At 54.3% G+C, this 17,584-nt stretch carries 17 protein-coding genes; 7 read left to right on the top strand and 10 right to left on the bottom strand.

The features are described 5' to 3' along the window. Positions 1-95: 95 nt before the first annotated feature. Entirely contained in the window at positions 96-311 is a 216-nt protein-coding gene (locus M0644_RS05390; RefSeq protein WP_286626924.1) for a hypothetical protein, read from the top strand. On the opposite strand, the gene M0644_RS05385 is transcribed toward M0644_RS05390, so the two are convergent. Together M0644_RS05385 and M0644_RS05380 are read right to left on the bottom strand one after the other, a co-directional pair. Continuing rightward, positions 308-1,753 carry a DUF58 domain-containing protein gene (locus M0644_RS05385; RefSeq protein ID WP_286626923.1) on the bottom strand — a complete coding sequence of 482 codons (1,446 nt, stop codon included), beginning with the start codon at positions 1,751-1,753 and terminating at the stop codon, positions 308-310. The two genes, M0644_RS05390 and M0644_RS05385, sit on opposite strands and share 4 nt — an antisense overlap. Beyond that, complete coding sequence (locus M0644_RS05380; RefSeq protein ID WP_286626922.1) at positions 1,750-2,691, bottom strand: MoxR family ATPase; 942 nt, start codon at positions 2,689-2,691, stop codon at positions 1,750-1,752. Before M0644_RS05380 ends, M0644_RS05385 begins: the two co-directional genes overlap by 4 nt. Positions 2,692-2,821: 130 nt before the next feature. Between M0644_RS05380 and M0644_RS05375 the strand changes: the two genes are divergently transcribed. Beyond that, positions 2,822-3,562, top strand: a complete 741-nt coding sequence (locus M0644_RS05375; protein WP_286626921.1) for a hypothetical protein — start codon at positions 2,822-2,824, stop codon at positions 3,560-3,562. 128 nt (positions 3,563-3,690) lie between these two features. Continuing rightward, the gene (locus tag M0644_RS05370) at positions 3,691-6,219 is read left to right on the top strand and encodes a glycogen/starch/alpha-glucan phosphorylase (RefSeq protein WP_286626920.1); all 2,529 of its coding nucleotides are present in this window, start codon (positions 3,691-3,693) and stop codon (positions 6,217-6,219) included. 76 nt (positions 6,220-6,295) lie between these two features. Here M0644_RS05370 and M0644_RS05365 read toward each other — a convergent pair whose 3' ends face one another. Further along, positions 6,296-6,658 carry a DUF6464 family protein gene (locus tag M0644_RS05365; protein ID WP_149818841.1) on the bottom strand — a complete coding sequence of 121 codons (363 nt, stop codon included), beginning with the start codon at positions 6,656-6,658 and terminating at the stop codon, positions 6,296-6,298. A 112-nt stretch (positions 6,659-6,770) separates the two neighbouring features. Between M0644_RS05365 and M0644_RS05360 the strand changes: the two genes are divergently transcribed. Further along, positions 6,771-7,421: an exopolysaccharide biosynthesis protein gene (locus tag M0644_RS05360; protein WP_286626919.1), complete on the top strand. Its 651-nt coding sequence runs from the start codon at positions 6,771-6,773 to the stop codon at positions 7,419-7,421. A 34-nt stretch (positions 7,422-7,455) separates the two neighbouring features. Beyond that, a complete protein-coding gene (locus M0644_RS05355) occupies positions 7,456-8,082 on the top strand; it encodes a hypothetical protein (protein ID WP_149818837.1) in 627 nt (208 codons plus the stop codon). 11 nt (positions 8,083-8,093) lie between these two features. Here M0644_RS05355 and M0644_RS05350 read toward each other — a convergent pair whose 3' ends face one another. The 4 genes from M0644_RS05350 to M0644_RS05335 form a co-directional block, all read right to left on the bottom strand. Beyond that, positions 8,094-8,951: an aminotransferase class IV gene (locus M0644_RS05350; RefSeq protein WP_286626916.1), complete on the bottom strand. Its 858-nt coding sequence runs from the start codon at positions 8,949-8,951 to the stop codon at positions 8,094-8,096. A gap of 12 nt (positions 8,952-8,963) precedes the next feature. Next, positions 8,964-9,287: a DUF1825 family protein gene (locus M0644_RS05345; RefSeq protein WP_149818833.1), complete on the bottom strand. Its 324-nt coding sequence runs from the start codon at positions 9,285-9,287 to the stop codon at positions 8,964-8,966. A gap of 85 nt (positions 9,288-9,372) precedes the next feature. Then, a complete protein-coding gene (gene pdxA / locus M0644_RS05340) occupies positions 9,373-10,398 on the bottom strand; it encodes a 4-hydroxythreonine-4-phosphate dehydrogenase PdxA (RefSeq protein WP_149818831.1) in 1,026 nt (341 codons plus the stop codon). Position 10,399: 1 nt separating this feature from the next. Continuing rightward, positions 10,400-11,392 (bottom strand): 30S ribosomal protein S1, encoded by a 993-nt coding sequence (locus tag M0644_RS05335; protein ID WP_149818829.1) that lies wholly within the window; start codon positions 11,390-11,392, stop codon positions 10,400-10,402. A 223-nt stretch (positions 11,393-11,615) separates the two neighbouring features. Between M0644_RS05335 and mscL the strand changes: the two genes are divergently transcribed. Next, positions 11,616-12,032 carry a large conductance mechanosensitive channel protein MscL gene (gene mscL / locus M0644_RS05330; protein ID WP_286626914.1) on the top strand — a complete coding sequence of 139 codons (417 nt, stop codon included), beginning with the start codon at positions 11,616-11,618 and terminating at the stop codon, positions 12,030-12,032. A gap of 12 nt (positions 12,033-12,044) precedes the next feature. Beyond that, entirely contained in the window at positions 12,045-13,316 is a 1,272-nt protein-coding gene (locus M0644_RS05325) for an ABC transporter substrate-binding protein (RefSeq protein WP_286626913.1), read from the top strand. 13 nt (positions 13,317-13,329) lie between these two features. Here the strand turns inward: M0644_RS05325 and M0644_RS05320 are convergent, their stop codons facing one another. From M0644_RS05320 to M0644_RS05310, 3 genes are read right to left on the bottom strand one after another with little or no spacing between them, the layout of a single operon-like run. Continuing rightward, complete coding sequence (locus M0644_RS05320; protein WP_286626912.1) at positions 13,330-15,204, bottom strand: potassium transporter Kup; 1,875 nt, start codon at positions 15,202-15,204, stop codon at positions 13,330-13,332. Between the two features lie 16 nt (positions 15,205-15,220). Beyond that, complete coding sequence (locus M0644_RS05315; protein ID WP_286626911.1) at positions 15,221-16,417, bottom strand: aspartate aminotransferase; 1,197 nt, start codon at positions 16,415-16,417, stop codon at positions 15,221-15,223. Then, positions 16,418-17,548 carry an iron-containing alcohol dehydrogenase family protein gene (locus M0644_RS05310; protein ID WP_149818819.1) on the bottom strand — a complete coding sequence of 377 codons (1,131 nt, stop codon included), beginning with the start codon at positions 17,546-17,548 and terminating at the stop codon, positions 16,418-16,420. Positions 17,549-17,584 lie beyond the last annotated feature (36 nt).

Genomic DNA, 17,584 nt, shown 5'->3' with positions numbered 1-17,584 from the left:
AAGATCGAGGTGAGGCCTATGACCGGTTGAATGTGGGTGTGGGAAGCGCACGGAAGCCTGTGTCGCCGTGAACAACGGTGAATTCGAGGCAACCTATGGAACTGCAACGTTCAGTCCCCCCAGCAATTGAACAAGAATTTATTCGACGTCAGGTGGTGAGTCAACTCCTGCAAGCGCGTTTGCGGGCAACTTGTGGGCTGACGCAGACCCCGACACCCCTTCCCCTAGCGACATCAACGGGCGATCGCCCGCCCCTACGGCCATTACAGGAGCCAAGGAATACCAGTGTGATCGAGGCTAGCCAACCCTAGAGGCGACCACGGGCTTTTAGCAGCAGATAGCGATCCACCAGTTGCTCACTCATTTGATCCGCAGGCGCGTCAAGGACAAGAACCCCCTGTTGCTCCAAGTGGGCAAAGGCGCGCTGGCGCTGGTGCAGGAGATCGAGAGCGACGGCTTGCTCGTAGAGGCTGGAAATTTGATCTACGGAGCCTGTGAAGGGGCGGTGGGCAAGGGTTTCAATGTAGCGATCGCGCAAAGCAACGCAGAAGGGTAGAAAACGCGGCGTGAGGCGAGCCATGGCTGCGAGGAGTTCTTGGGAAGCCACCTCATCAATGACTTCTGTAAGAACCACCACAAGGGCACGGCGGGTATAGTGTCCCAAGATCGCGCTGACGGTGCCCACATAGTCGGATTCTTCGAGAATGGGTTCACAGCGATACACCTGACTTAGAATCTGCCCCAGATGGGAATCGCCACTTTGAGGCGCAATCCACGTGTGCAGTTGCTGATCAAAAATCCCCAAGCCCACCTTATCCCCCCGTCGCAAGCCCGTCAGCGCCAGTGCCAATGCCGCGTTTAAGCCCCAGTCAAAGCGTTTCAAACCAGCGACAGTAGCGGTCATCAAGCGGCCTCGATCCAGCAGAATGATCAGGGGTTGATCCCGTTCGGGCTCCATGGCGCGCACAAGAGGCCGTCCGCGGCGGGCACTCGCTTTCCAGTCCATGAGGCGCAGATCATCCCCCAGATGGTACTCCCGCAATTCGGCAAACTCGGTGCCCCCCAAGGCATAGCGTCGCCGCCGCAAGCTGCCACTGGATTCTAAACTGAGGCGAATCGAGAGCGATCGCAAGCCCATCAAATCGGGATAGACTTCCACCTCAGTCACAACGGGTGCAAACCAGCGTCGCCACGCCAAGCCCCAAGAACTGCGCAGCCGCACATCGCAGCCTGACCATTGAAAGGCACCCCGTCGCGGTGGAAACACATGGTAGAGCAATTCCAACGTCCTCTGGGCTGAGGCCGCCAAGGCAAAGTAGGGGATTTCACCCGTAAACTCAGCAGGCATATAGTCGTAGAGTTCAACCCAGATCTGCTCATTCAAGGAAACCTCACCACGGGTGTGCAGCCTGAGGCGAATCGGGTTTTGCCGACCAATGGAGAGCCGTGACTCACAGGCGCGATCGAGGGTCAGTTGCCAGCGACCGATGCGGATATAGTCCCACAGGGACAGGCCGAAAATGAACAGATCGTACAGTCCCATCAGGAGCCATCCCAGCCCCAGAGGCCAGTGGTGCAACCATTCCCGCAACTTCCCTTGGGGAACCGCCTCGGCGATCGGCCATAGCTCTGCTGGCAGAAAGCTGGTCAGCACTGGAAAGAGAAGCCCCAGCAGCAAGAGGCCATAGAAGCGAACCGTGGGCACCCAGCGGGGGCGATGGCGACCAAACTGATAACTGGCAGGTGCTTTCATCGAGGAACAGCAACTTTCGCGAGAATACCTTGGATCACTTGGGGCAGCGTGGTGCCGTCTAACTGGGCTTCGGGCTTGAGGATTAAGCGGTGTTGCAGTAGCGGGGTGGCGATCGCCTTCACATCCTCAGGGGTAACATAGGCGCGATCCTCTAACCACGCTTGGGCTTGGGTGGCGCGTAACCAGCCCACTGCCGCTCGTGGGGAAGCCCCCAACAGCAGTTCAGGATGTTGACGACTGGCCTGCACCAAGGCCAACAGATAATCCAGCACCGCAGGCGCCACATGGACTTGCCGCACTTGCTGCCGTGCTGCCAAAACTTGCTCAACGGTAATCAACGGCTCCAAATTGAGTTGATCGAGATCCCGCGCCTCAAAGCCCCCAAGGGCATTTTCAAGCATTTGCCGTTCTGAGGTTGGCTCTGGGTAGGGAACGACTAGCTTAAATAGGAAGCGATCCAGTTGGGCTTCGGGCAAGGGATACGTCCCTTCAAATTCCAAGGGGTTTTGGGTGGCCACTGTCCAAAATAAACCCGAGAGGGGCAGAGTGGTGCCGTCAAGGGTTACCTGCCGTTCTTCCATGGCTTCGAGGAGAGCCGCTTGGGTCTTAGGCGGTGTGCGGTTAATTTCATCCGCCAGCAGCACTTGGGTAAAAATTGGCCCCTTGCGCAGGCGAAATGTGCGACTGTTAAAGTCAAAGATACTCGTACCGAGAATATCGGCGGGGAGGACATCGGGAGTGAGTTGGATACGGCGAAATTCCGCTGCAATCAGGCGAGCGAGGAGCTTCACAAGGAGAGTTTTAGCAGTTCCTGGCACCCCCTCAAGGATGACATGGCCTTCGGCGAGGAGCGCCACAACCAACCCTTGGGCGATCGCCCCTTGACCGACAACAATCTCATTGAGACGCTGCTGCAGGCGATGAAAAAGCTCTTTCACACGCGTTCTGTTACTGCTAAACTCTCCCAATGCTAGCAGAGGTCTTGACAATCTCCCCTTGATGACAATCAATAAATTATCGTCTAGGAAAATTGGCTAGAATACAGATCGAGGGACTTTTGGCAAACCTGTGACGACAACAACTTCTCCAATTGCCACCGCTGCCCAACAAATCGTCCAGCATCCGCAGCACAGTCGTCTTTTTAAGCTACTGTATGCCCTGCAGCAAAATCAATGGCCGACTCAAGCGCCGCCGTGGACCGTCAGCGATGTGCAACAGGCCGTGATCCAAATCCTTGAGCAGCTGAAAACCCCCACCCTTTTGGGACAACGCCTAACGGCCATTGTCAATAGTCTCAACAAAGCACCAGCCTACCAGATTCTTTCAGCAGCACTCCTGCAAATTTTGGTGCCCCTCTACACCCAATCCCCAACGGCCACACTGACCATCGAGGCGCCAACCCTCAGCACCGCCGATCTCTACGATTTGCGCTTGGAAGTCACTCGCTACTGTACCCCCCTGCAGATGAAGCTTCTTGTGGCCGCTCTGTTGACCACTAAACCGGTGCATGCTCAAGGCCTAGAGCGGTTTACCCTCATTGATTTACTGCAACGGCTGACCCGCCGCTATGGGGATTTAGAGATCTTGCAGACGCAGATGGCCGCTGCTTTGGCGCGCTTGCCCGATGACCCTCTCTATGCCAGTGGCGGCGATCGCCTGATCAAACTGCTGACTACGCTCTATCAACGCTATCAACAAAGCCCCGCCCCAGACATGACCCTTGGCACTACCCCACCCACCGTTGCCCCACCAGATCCCTCAGAAACCGAGGAAGAACTCACCTGCCAACTGCTCCCCCACAGTCAATAAACGCTAGGGAAGGGCTGGCCTGCTGGTAAAGAGATTCTGTACTTAGCGGGGAATCCTTGGCGATCGCGGTAGAACAGAAGGGAAGGGCTGACTACTAATCGCGTTAATTCTTTGCGAGGATTCCCACAATGACCAGTCTCATTCCGCCCGGTTGTCCCACGGTGCTGACGGAAGACGATCGCACCGGTACGAGTATTGAAACGCTGCGCCGCGCCTTTATGGATAATCTCTTCTTTATCCAAGGGCGATTCCCCGAAGTGGCGACGAAAAATGATTACTACTTGGCCTTGGCCTACACCGTGCGCGATCGCCTACTGTTGCGCTGGTTGAATTCTGCCAAAACCTATCGAGATCAAGAAAGCCGCACTGTTTGCTATCTCTCCGCCGAATTTTTGCTAGGGCCACACCTCGGCAATAACCTGATTAACCTCGGACTCTATGAGGCCGTTGAAGAAGCCATGCGGCAAACGGGTTTGAACCTCAAGGAACTGCTGGATCAGGAGGAAGAGCCGGGCTTGGGCAATGGTGGCTTGGGTCGCTTGGCCGCCTGCTATATGGATTCCCTCGCCACATTGGAAATCCCCGCCATTGGCTACGGCATTCGCTATGAGTACGGCATCTTTGACCAAGAGATTCGCGATGGCTGGCAAGTTGAGATTACGGATAAGTGGTTACGCTACGGCAACCCTTGGGAAATTCCGCGACCAGAGTTGATTTTGCAGGTGAAGTTTGGCGGCTATACCTATAGCTACACCGATGATCAGGGTCGCTATCGGGTCGTTTGGGAACCCCACCAAGTGATTCAAGGGGTAGCCTATGACACCCCAATCTTGGGCTACAAGGTGAATACCGCCAATCTTTTGCGTCTATGGCGGGCAGAGGCGGTGGAGTCCTTTGACTTTCAAGCCTTTAACACGGGCGATTACTACGGTGCCGTCAACCAAAAAATTGCCTCGGAAAACATCACCAAGGTGCTCTATCCCAACGATGAGCAATTGCAGGGCAAAGAACTGCGGCTGATGCAGCAATATTTCTTCTGCTCCTGTGCCCTTCAGGACATGATCCGCCTCTACAAGCAATCGGGGAATAAGGATCTCAGTCGCTTCCACGAGAAGTTCACCGTGCAGTTGAATGATACCCACCCGGCGATTTCGGTGGCAGAACTGATGCGCCTGTTAGTGGATGAGCATCTCATGCCTTGGGAGCAGGCGTGGGACATTACTTGCAAGACATTTGCCTACACCAACCACACCCTCTTGCCCGAGGCACTGGAAAAATGGCCGCTAGATCTCTTTGGCTCACTACTACCCCGCCACTTGCAAATCATCTACGAAATTAACCAACGCTTCCTCGATCAGGTGCGCCTGCAATATCCGGGGGATAACGATCGCCTACGGCGGCTGTCGATTATTGATGAAAGTGGCTGTCGTTATGTGCGCATGGCACACTTGGCAGCGGTGGGGAGTCATGCCATCAACGGAGTGGCGGCGCTGCACTCAGAACTCTTGAAACAAACGGTGCTCAAGGATTTCTACGAACTGACGCCGCAGAAATTTTCCAATAAAACCAATGGCGTCACCCCTCGGCGCTGGATGGTGCTCAGTAATCCCGGATTAACTCGCCTGATTACCGAACGCATTGGCGAAGATTGGGTGAAGCACTTGGATCAACTGCGGCGATTGGAACCCTTGGCAGAGGATCGCGACTTTGCGGCTCAGTGGCGATCGGTGAAGCATGGAAACAAGGAACGCCTTGCGGAATACATTCGCGATCGCGTGGGAGTAACGGTGGATCCCCACTCCCTCTTCTCCATTTTGGTGAAGCGCATCCACGAATATAAGCGGCAGCACCTGTGTGTCCTCAATATCATCACCCTCTATCAGATGTTGAAGGACAATCCGCAACTGGAGATGGTACCCCAAACGTTTATTTTTGGCGGTAAGGCGGCGCCGGGCTACTACATGGCCAAGCTAATCATCAAGCTCATCAACTCGGTAGCCGACGTGATTAACCGTGATCCAGCGGTGCGCGATCGCCTGAAGGTGGTCTTTTTACCCGACTACAATGTGACTCTGGGACAGTGGGTCTATCCCGCAGCGGATCTCTCCCAACAAATCTCAACAGCGGGCTACGAGGCCTCAGGCACAGGGAATATGAAATTTGCCCTCAATGGGGCGCTGACGATTGGCACCCTCGATGGTGCCAATGTGGAGATTCGCGAAGAAGTAGGAGCAGAAAACTTCTTCCTCTTTGGCAATACGGTGGAGCAATTGCAGGAATTGTGGCGTAACGGCTACCGTCCGTGGGAGTTTGCCAATAATAACCCGATACTGAAGCGAGTCCTTGACCTCATCGGCTCTGGTTACTTTTCCCATGGGGATACGGAACTCTTTCGCCCAATTGTGGAACACCTCTGGCAAAACGATCGCTATTGCCTTTTGGCAGACTACCAAAGCTACATGGACTGCCATCAACAGGTGCTTCAGGTCTATCAAGATCAAGCCCAATGGGCAAAAATGTCGATTCTGAATGTGGCACGGATGGGCAAATTTTCTAGCGATCGCGCCATTCGCGAGTACTGCCAAGACATCTGGCACGTTGAACCGGTGAAAATTGTTCTACCGGAAACGTCCTATATGACGCCCGCTGTGCAGTAGGCTGGCCGTCTCTGGCTCAATCTGAAATCACCCTGATGCTCCCCCTCTGCGCGAGGGGGTTTTTCGCAGCAAAACGTTAAGGTTCTCGAGGCTGGTAATCTCGACAGTCTTGGCAGGAGCCTTGAGGGTTCACAGCACACCGCAACAAGGGTGAAAGCGCATTCCAGCGGCAGGTGGGATCTCCAATCACCCACTGGCCATTGACAAGATGGCGATCGCTGGTAGTATCGCTGTGCTGCACATAGAGGGCAATTTTTTCCAGCTGATAACGTCCGCCACGAAACCGGTAGCGATGACGGCGTTCTAACACGGTATAGGTTTCCCCTTCATGATCCACATGGCAACCAGGTTGGGGTGTCCAGTCGAGATAAACATGACCCAGCGATCGCCGCGGGTTGATCAGGTGCAACTCTGTCGGTAAGTCAGATGGGGTTGCCATGGCTTCAGGTTGATCGCGGCCTTAGGATCGCCTGTCAACTGTGTTGGGCATAACTAACGATCAATCTATCGTATCCTAGCAGTGGCAACATTTCCACCTCCCGTAATTTTTTATGGCAAAACTGTCCACTGACCTCGAACGTGCCTTTTTGAGTCCTGTGCCCAGCCCCAGCAATGGCGAGGTGTTAACGCAGCAACTGGTGTCCTTGGGGGATATTCTGCAGTTGGCGGGAGAGCGAACCTTCGGCTTTTTGCTGGCTGTACTTTCATTGCCCTCGGCGCTGCCTATTCCAGCCCCCGGTTACTCCACCCCCTTTGGCATTGTGCTGTTACTGTTGGGCTGGCAATTGCTCGTGGGTGCCTCAACCCCTTGGTTACCCCCGCGGCTGCTCAAGCGCACGATGCCGCGATCCCAGATTCAAAAGATTGTGCGCACAGCTTTGCCTTGGCTGCGGCGGATTGAATTGATCTCCCGTCCCCGCTTGCGCCCCATTTGCACGACCCGAGGCGGACGTTTGGGGTTGGGAGTTGCCGTGTCACTGATGGCAATCTCGATGATTTTGCCCATTCCCGGCACCAACACCATTCCAGCGATGGGCATTTTTACGATTGGCTTTGGTCTTTTGGATGACGATGGTTTGATTAGTCTGGCAGGGGTGGCTATTTCTCTGATTGGCTTAGCGGTGACCACCTCCATTCTGGTTGCCCTTGCGTGGGGGGGGAATAGTCTCCTCGATGTATTGAAGGCTTGGCTGCATCCGTAATATAGGAGGTAATCTCCTTCCCGACTCAAAGCAAATGAGAACCTTATCCCCTCCCAAGTCCTGTGGCCGATGGTTGAGTGCCGTGGGGGCGATCGCGCTATTAGGGTTGCAGCCCCTCAAAACAGCCGCCAATACCTCGGCAGAAGACTTACCGCCAGCGGTTGCGGGGGCGATCGCGCTGCCGGTCAATGAAAAACAAGTCGTGGTGAGTGAGCAACCCTCGGCAGTGGGCTTAACGGTACCCAGCCTCTGGTGGGCAGTGCAGCAGTTTGGGGATGGGGTGATTCAGCGCTGGCAGGCTTTTCCGGCCATCACAGCGCCGGGGGGTAGAGTTGAAGCCTTTGTGTCGCCGTCTGCTTGGGGACGCCTGCCCTATTTACGGCGTTTTGCCCTGATCAATCAGTTGGGCAATGCCAGTCGCAGCTTTGGTTATCAGTTGATCCTGCGCGATCGCGCAGCGCGCCCTTCGGGCGATCGCCGGCAGGTCATTTATGGTGCCTACACCTGTCAATTTGATGCCCTACCCCTTGAATACCTGCCAGAAGTCACCGATGCCGCAGGCAACCCGATTCCTTTTTTCCCAGCCAGTACCGAACTCGACTGTCAAGTATGGGTGAATCCCAATATTCCCGTCATGTTCCCAACTCAAGGACTTCGCTAAAAGGACTGTATCTAGGCCAGAGTCGCCTTTTCCATCACTGTTAATAATTCCTGCCATAACTTTTGGGTCACAGGCCCTGGACAGGCGGGAAAGATCACCTCATCCACTTGGCGAATCGGCATTAGCAGGCGCACCGATGAACTCAGAAAGCCCTCACTGGCTCTCGCTAGCTCCTGTGGGGTGAGAATCACTTCCCGATGGGGCATGCCCAAGTTTGCAACGATCTGCAACAGCGTCGCTCGCGTAATTCCGTGGAGCATCCCAACAGCAGTGGGGGGTGTCTCGACCACACCCTCACGGACAATCCAGAGGTTACTGGTCGTGGCCTCGGTCATCTGCCCTTGGGCATTGAGAAGCAGGGCGTCGTCAAACCCAGCTTGCTGCGCTTCCAATAGCGCCAAGATATTGTTGAGGTAATTGCCCGTTTTGGCGGCTGGATCAAGGGCAGCAGTGCTCGTGCGTTGCCGCTTGGCAATGGTCAGGCAAATTCCCTGTTCGCTCAATGTTGGTTCGGGGGCGATCGCCATCAACACAATCAATAACCTTGGTTGGGTCGTTGGTTCTGGCAGTAACCCAATCCGCTGGTCGGCGCCACGGGTCACGACAATCCGAATGTAATATTCTCCCACTGGGGCAGCCGCTAAGGTGCGTTGCACTTCTTGGGTAATGTACTCATCAGACCACGGCACGCTCATGTAGAGATAGGCCGCTGAAGCACGCAACCGTGCGAGGTGCTCTGGTAAGGCAAAGGGAATCCCGCGGTAGGTACGCATCACTTCATAAACGCTATCGCCGTAGAGAAACCCGCGATCAAGAACAGAAATCGAGGCCTCTGGCGTAATCACCCCATCCAAATTGCAGAGCAACACTCGCCCTCTCCCCTAGGGTTGGCGTTCCACTTCGGCTTTCATGCGCTCAAGGGTTTGATGCATTTGATCAAACATGGCTTGGGCAGACATACCAAACTGGCTGAGTTGGGTCTCCAATTGTTTGATGGTCATCTGCGCCATGAAGTCATCGGACAACTCAAACCGCTTCATAAAAATACGGTAGCGCTCCATGAGTTCTTCCATTTTTTCGATATAAATTTTCTTGCCTTCGCGGTCAAACTTGCCGTACTCGGAGCCAAGCTGCATCAACTGCTGGTAGTCCTGAAACAGGCGTTGTGCTTCCTGTTGAACAATTTCTGAATCAAAGAATCCCATATGACTCTGCCCGATACAGCAACAACCCAAATGCCAACGCTTGACCGTTTGGTTTGTTATCTAGTTGCATTCTATCAAAGGCACTTTAGGCGGGGGGAAGAGGGAAAACCGATCCTTCACTCAGGGTTTGCGCCCAAGCGATCGCCGCCAGAAAACTCTGTGGGTCTGCCATCCCTGTACCCGCAATATCAAAAGCCGTACCGTGATCCGGGGACGTGCGAATAAAGGGCAAGCCAATCGTCGTATTCACCGCTTCCCGAAAAGCGAGCATCTTCACGGGAATCAACCCCTGATCATGGTAAAGCGCGAGGTAGGCATCGTAGGCAGTTGCCGGGGCAGGGCGTCCCCACCACGCATCGGCAGCTCCAATCCAGAGGGTATCAGGGGGCACAGGACCAATCAGTTCAACTTGGGGATACTGCTGCTGGGCTGCTGCGAGCCATGGAATCAGCCAAGTCACTTCCTCTTGGCCTAAGTGTCCCTGCTCACCACTGTGGGGATTCAAGCCAGCAATGGCAATGCGAGGCCGCTCCAGATGCCGTCGCTCCCTCAGAAACTGCACAAGGAGCGCGAGTTTTTCATTGAGGCGTTCGGGGGTCAGTGCTTTGGGCACCTCTTGCAAGGGGATGTGGGTCGTCGCGAGTAAAGTGGTCAGCACCCAGTTGGTTACGGGCGATCGCCCCAAGAACACCATGCCCACGTTGGCGGTTCCTGTAAAGTGAGCCAGCACTTCTGTTTGACCGGGAAAAGCATAGCCTGCCGCCTGCCAACTGGCCTTAGAAATCGGTGCCGTCACAATGCCTGCCACCTCGCCAGCGATCGCCCGCTGAATGGCTGTTTCTAAGTAGGCAAAGCTCGCCGCCCCACTCACCACACTCGGTTGCCCCGGCACAATCACCGCATCGAGGGGATGCTCCCAAATCCGAAGCTGGGCAGGATCAATGGCCACCTGTCCCTGCTGGCAGAGGCGAGCGTACGTTTCCTCTAATACTTGGCCTGTACCAGCAATAAAAAACTGCCCTAACATTTCTGAGGGCAGGTGAGCTAGGGCTTTCAGGAGAATTTCTGGGCCAATGCCCGCTGGATCCCCAAGGGTGAGGGCAAGGGACATCCTAGGCTTCTTGAAGAATCGGCTCAGCCGTATCGTCTTCAGTGGCTTCGGGAATGTCTTCAATGACTTCCTCAGTGGTCTCTGCGGTGGCCTGCTGCTGTTGTTGCAGGAGTTGCTGACGATAGCGCTCTGCCATCTCTTCAGCCTTTTCATAGACCAACTGCGGATTTTTCACCATGTCACCGGGTTCTGGCTCCAGTTGCTTGGTGGACAGGGAAATCCGACCCCGCTCAGCATCAAGGTCAATAATCATCACCTTGACTTGGTCATTGACATTGAAAACACTGTGGGGCGTATCAATGTGATCGTGGGAAATCTCGGAAATGTGCAGCAGACCGCTAACCCCACCAATGTCAATGAAGGCACCGTAGGGCTTAATCCCACGCACGGTTCCAACCACCACTTCGCCCACTTCCAGTTTGTTCATCTTGCGTTCGACAAGGGCACGGCGGTGGCTGAGGACGAGGCGGTTGCGCTCTTCATCCACTTCTAAAAACTTCAGGGGTAGCTCTTCACCCACCAATTCTTCTTTGTTGACACGGGTGCTGATGTGGGAACCGGGGATAAAGCCGCGCAGCCCTTCAATGCGCACAAGGGCACCCCCACGGTTGGTGGCAAAGACCTGAGAACGAACGGTGGCATCTTCCGCTTGCAGTTGGCGAACGCGCTCCCAAGCCCGCATGTACTCAATACGGCGAATCGACAGCGTCAGCTGCCCTTCCTCATTTTCATCCGCCAAGATAAAGAACTCACGGGTTTCGTTCGGTTGCAGGACTTCTTCCGGACTGTCAATCCGGTTGATAGACATTTCTTGGATGGGGATGTAGGCAGCGGTTTTCGCACCGATGTCAATCAGGGCACCCTTCGGTTCGATGCTAAAGACGGTGCCAGCAACAATGTCGCCGGGGTTGAAGTGGTAATCGTACCGGTCGAGTAAGGCTGCAAAATCAGCATGCGTAAAGCCCACGTCTAACGTTTTTTCCTGATTGACCATGCGAGTGTTTTCCTAGCTCCTTTAACGAAAATGGGGGTGTATAGTGAGTTATCAAGCGGGCAGAAGTGGGTGCCATACGCAATCATACCAGCGATCGCTCGAACACTTTCTGACTGGATCTACAATGTTAGCCTAGAGTTTGCCCGTTGGCTAGCGGCATCGCTAAAATTTTGGTCATTGATGAAGATAAGTGTTAATTTTTGTGTACTACTGAGGAGTGGGCATGGGGCGATTGAACCGCCGACAGGTCAAGCAATTTTGGCAGGAGTTCCGCCAATTTGCCTTAAAGGGGAATGTGATTGATCTGGCGATCGCTGTCGTGGTGGGGGGTGCCTTTAGCCGCATTGTCACCTCCGTGGTGGAAGACCTGATGATGCCTTTGATCAATCCCCTGATTCCGGGGGGCGACTGGCGCGAGCTTACGGTCGGGTCGGGGATTAGAATTGGCAAGTTTTTGGGCAGTTTGCTCGACTTTGGGGTGATTGCCCTGAGCTTGTTTATTCTTCTGAAGCTGCTTTTACCCTTGCTACCGAAGAAACCCCCTGCGTCAGAACAACGGGAGTGTCCCTACTGCTTGGAATCAGTGCCCCTCAAAGCAACTCGCTGTCGTGCCTGCACCTCTGAACTCCCCCCCCTGTAGGAGTCCTCAGCAATGCGATCGTGGCAACGCTGGATCGGTGGGCTGTTGGTGGGGCTATGGCTGGCCATCCTCACCAGTTGTGGAACAACGCCGCCTACCCAAGGCACCCAGATTGAATTCTGGACCATGCAACTGCAACCGAAATTTACTGACTACTTCCATCGCCTGATTGCGGAATTTGAAGCCCAACATCCCGATGTCCATGTGCGCTGGGTGGATATTCCTTGGACGGCAATGCAGACCAAAATTCTCATGGCAGTATTAGCGGGCACTGCTCCCGATGTGGTGAACCTGAACCCCGACTTTGCGGCATTGTTGGCAGGACGCAATGCGTGGCTCAATCTCAATGACTATGTGCCGCCAGCCGTGCGCGAGCGTTATCTACCGAATATCTGGCAGGCAACGACGTTAGAGGGCAAGAGTTTTGCCGTGCCTTGGTACCTCACCTCGCGGGTAACGATTTATAACAAGGCGATTCTTGCCGCCGCTGGGATCGATCGCCCCCCGCAAACCTTTGCTGAACTTGCCAGTGTTGCTAAAGTCGTGAAGGAGAAAACGGGCAAATACGCCTTCTTTATCACGATGGTGCCCGAGGACTCTGCCGAACTGATGCAGGCCATGGTACAGATGGGGGTAAAGCTTGTCGATGATCAAGGTCGTGCTGCCTTTAATTCCCCAGTGGGTAAAGCCGTCTTTCGCTACTGGGTCGATCTGTATCAACAGGGACTCTTGCCGCCACAGGTGCTGACTGAAGGCCACCGCCAAGGTATTGAACTCTATCAAGCGGGACAAACGGCGCTATTGATGACCAGTCCGGAATTTTTGAACGCGATCGCCACCAATGCCCCCAGTATTGCAGCGGTTTCAGCCCCTGCTCCCCAGTTGACCGGAGACACTGGCAAGAAAAATGTTGCTGTGATGAATTTACTGGTGCCCCGCCAGAGCCGCCATCCCGAACTTGCCGTAGAATTTGCCCTCTTTGTCACCAATAATGCAAACCAACTGGCCTTTGCCAAGGAAGCCAATGTTCTGCCTTCTACACAAGCAGCCTTAGCAGATTCCTACTTCTGTACCATTGGCGAAAATGCCACCCCTGTGGACATTGCCCGATCCATCAGTGCTCGTCAAATGAGCCAAGCAGAGGTTCTCATTCCCCCCCTGCGGGATATTAAGGAGCTACAACGACTCCTCTACGAGAATTTACAGGCAGTTCTCTTGGGACAAAAGACAATTGATCAAGCACTCAAGGATGCAGAAACCGCATGGAATAGCCGTTTGGGATAAATGCTCCCACGTATCAAATCTCTACCTGTATGCCAAGCTCCACTACTTGTTCAGGGGGCAGACGAAAGTAGATCATGGCATCCTCAGCATTGCGATATAGCCAAGCAAAGACAACCTTTTGCCAGTAGGTCATACCGGGGGCGTGGGTGGGGATGATTGTGCGACGGCCTAGGAAGAAACTCATCGGTTCGTTGAGGGGGAGATTGAGGACACGTTGGCAAGTTTCAAGGGCGAGTAGGACATCGGGGCGATCGCGAAACCCCGAGGTAAGGATGATTTCATAAATACCGACATCCGTGACTGTATAGGCCAATTGTTCTGACAAGGGCACATGGGGTAAATTCGCAGTTGCTAAATGGATAAAGATTATCTGCTCATGCAACACATGATTGTGCTGAAGGTTTTGAATAAAGGTCGGTGGAATGGTGTGGGGAAGTGGTGAGAAGAAAACAGCAATCCCCGGCACACGCGCAACCCCTTGACTGAGCAGTTCCTTGAGGGAGAAGTGAGTATTTGCTTGCAGCAGTTGCTGGCGCAGCAGAACCTGACCTTGTCGCCACGTCACTAAGAGCATATAAATAATCCCGCCGAAAACAAGGGGATACCAGCCACCGTGGGGAATCTTGAGGGCATTTCCCATCAGGAAAGCAATTTCAATTACTAAAATACTGACCCAAACAAGGCTAATTTGCAGAATAGACCACCGCCACAAGTGCCGCGCCACCAAAATCAGGCAGAGAGTCGTAACTACCATGGTTAAGTTAACTGCCAAACCATAGGCACCCGCGAGTTCTGATGAGTTTCTAAAGGTGATGACCAAGAGCAGAACCGTAACCAATAGCAACCAGTTGATTACAGGAATATAAATCTGGCCACGGTGATGATCATCCGTGACATCAATGCGCAGCCGGGGCAGATAGCCCAACTTAATAGCCGCAGCAGTCATTGAAAAAGCCCCCGAAATTACCGCTTGAGATGCAATAACGGTGGCCAATGTACTGAGAATGACTAAGGGCAAAACGCTCCACTCAGGCACAAGTTGGAAAAAGAGATTATGGGTAGCCGTTGGATGCTTGAGAATGAAAGCACCCTGCCCCAGATAATTGAAGGCAAGGGCAGGAAAGACTAGACGATACCACGCCAAGCGAATCGGCTGGACGCCAAAGTGTCCCATATCGGCATACATCGCCTCGGCACCCGTCAGTGCCAGAATAACCACTCCCAATAGAAAAAGAACTTGGCTGGGATGGGTGCGAAAGAGTTCTACTCCCCACCAAGGATTGAGGGCGTTCAGAATTGTGGGGTGCTCGAAGATGTGAATCGCGCCAAGAATGCCCAAGGTCATAAACCAGAGGAACATGATCGGGCCAAAGACCTGCCCCACTTGGGTGGTACCGCGATGTTGAAACCAAAACAACCCCACTAAAATGACCCCCGTTAGCGGAACTGTCCAAGTTGCAAACTGGGAACTGAGCACCTCTAGCCCCTCAACGGCAGAGAGAACACTAATCGCAGGGGTAATGGTGCTATCTCCATAGAACATGGCCGCCCCCACGAGACCGAAAATGATCACCCAGCGCCGCCAGTGGGGACTAAGGCGAATTCGGGAGAGGACAAGTGCCGTCAGGGGAAAGATGCCGCCTTCACCGCCATTGTCAGCACGCAGGGCAAAGATTGCATACTTGAATGTTGGAATGAGGACAAGCGACCAGAGGATCAAAGAGAGAATGCCGTAGATATTGTCCGGAGTAACCGTTAGGGGATGAAGGGGATTGAAGGTTTCTTCAAAGGCATAGAGGGGACTGGTCCCTAGGTCACCATAGACGACACCGAGGGCACCCAGAATGAGGAGCCTTGAGGGCTGGTGGGCAGCATTCGTTTTTGTCATGGCCGGATGGAGTATGTTACCGACTTAAGCTATCGAAGCGAATATTGGCTTGAGCCATGCGTTTGAGGGCTTCCCCTAAACGATCGCGATCGGCAATGAGGCTAATGCGCACGTATCCTTCACCCCCTTCGCCAAAAGCATTGCCGGGGGTCACAACAACGCCTGTCTCCTGAAGCAGTTTGAGGGCAAAATCGGTCGAACTCATGCCCACGGGTACGGGCACCCACAGGTACATGGTTGCTTGGGTTGGGGTGAGTTGCCAGCCCAGTTCATTCAAGCCTTGAATCAGAAAATCCCGCCGTTGGCGATAGCGATCGCACACAGAGGCAATGTAGCTATCGGGCAGGCTCAAGGCCACCTCTGCCGCTTTCTGTAAGACGGAAAAAACCCCATAATCTAAGTTCGTTTTCAGGGTACGCAAGCCCTGAATAATGTGGCGGTTGCCCACCACAAACCCCACCCGCCAACCGGCCATATTGTAGGTTTTCGAGAGGGTATGGAACTCAACGCCGATTTCCTTGGCACCGGGAATTTCCAGTAAGCTGGTGGGTTGATAGCCATCAAAGGCTAGTTCGGCGTAGCAAAGGTCATGCACTAGAAGGATTTGATAGTCGCGGGCAAAGGCAACGACTTCTTCAAAGAAAGAGCGGGGGGCGATCGCCGCCGTAGGATTGCTGGGATAGTTGAAGTACAAAACCTTCGCTTGACGGGCAATGTCACTGGGAATCTCACTGAGATCAATGAGCCAGCCCTTTTCTGGTTTCAGAATCAGGGGATAGATGTTGGCACCGGCAATCGCGGGTCCACGAAAATGGGCAGGATAGGCCGGGCTAGGCACAAGAACGACATCCCCCGGATTGACATAGGCAAGGGCAAGGTGCGTCAGTCCCTCTTTTGATCCCAACAGGGGTAAGGCTTCACCATCGGGATCAAGGGAGACATTGTAGCGGCGCTGATACCAACGGGTAATGGCTTGACGGAAAACCGCTGTGCCTTCAAAGGGAGGATAACCGTGGTAACTAGGTTCCTCAAAGGCGGCGATCGCTGCTTCAATCACTGGACGCGGGGCAGAGCCATCGGGATTACCCATCCCCAAGTCAATGAGGTCGAGTCCCTGCTGGCGGGCTTTCAGCTTCAGTTCATCGAGACGCGCAAAGACGTAGGGCGGCAATGCCCCCAAGCGATCGGCCGGCTGAATCCACTCTAACCCCATCTAGCGGGCACTCCCATCTAAGACTGTGGCACTGTAGCCGACCACGGTGGACACCATTGCTTCTAGCAGCAAATCAGGTGTCACCGCAAAAGGCAAATAGTGAATATCGGAGTGGGGAGCGCAGGCAACGGTTGCAGCGTGCTGGAGTTGCGCCAAGCTGGCCTCTTGGAAACCCAAATCCTCTAAACTCAGGGGCAAACCCACCTGTTCATAGAACTGGCACAGCTGATGGCGAGCGCTAGCAGCTAGCTGACTGCCTTGAACTAGCTCTTCCAAGCGTAGTTGCACCAGAATACCGTAGGCCACTTTTTCTCCATGGAGGGTGCCCCTACTTTGGGGTAGTTGGGTCAGACCGTTGTGCACCGCATGGGCTGCCACCGTGCGGCATTGGGCACCCCCCAAACCCCCAATCATCCCTGCCATGAGGACACTGGCATCGACGACATTTTCCCAAGCGGTACTGCCCACATTGGCCAGGGCCTCAGCGGATTGCTGCAAGAGAAGATCGCGCAATACTCGGGCTTGCTGTACCGCAGCCACAATCAGCGTTTCTTGGCGGTGGCCACTACTCACCGAGGCCTCATACCACTTGGCAAGGGCATCGCCAATGCCGGCAAGCAGGGTTCGCTTCGGCGCCGTTTGAATCAGGGCGTAGTCCAAGAGCAGCAGATCCGGGCAACGGTGGAGTGTCACATCGTAGGCAAAGGCACCGGCCTCTGTATAGATATTGGAGAGGGCTGTCCAAGCGGCACAGGTGGCTGCGGACGTGGGGATCGTCACTACGGGCAAGTGTAATTGATGCCCCAAAAGTTTAGCGGTATCTAGGGCTTTGCCACCGCCAATGCCAATGATGAGATCACTGCCTTGCGCCTCTTGGCGGAGCTGGGCAAGGGTGGATTCACTGCACTCACCATGGAATGTCCCCACGCTGAAGGTGAGATCATGGGAGCGGGCGATCGCCTGCCACTCCTGCTCAAGCTGCTGATACCGCTGCGGTGAAACCACTAAAAGGGGATGATGCCCCAATTGAGCAATGGCTTCCCCCGCTTGGGAGAGAATGAACCAACCACGATAGACGTGGGTAGGTGCAATACAAAGGGGTGAAAACGAAGCAGCAGTCACAGGCCGTATAAATAAGGACTATTTAGAGCATCTGCGGCAAAAATA

Origin of the sequence: Thermosynechococcus sp. B1 (assembly GCF_030322985.1) — a bacterium.
Classification (GTDB): domain Bacteria; phylum Cyanobacteriota; class Cyanobacteriia; order Thermosynechococcales; family Thermosynechococcaceae; genus Thermosynechococcus.
This window is presented reverse-complemented; position numbering and strand designations above follow the sequence as displayed.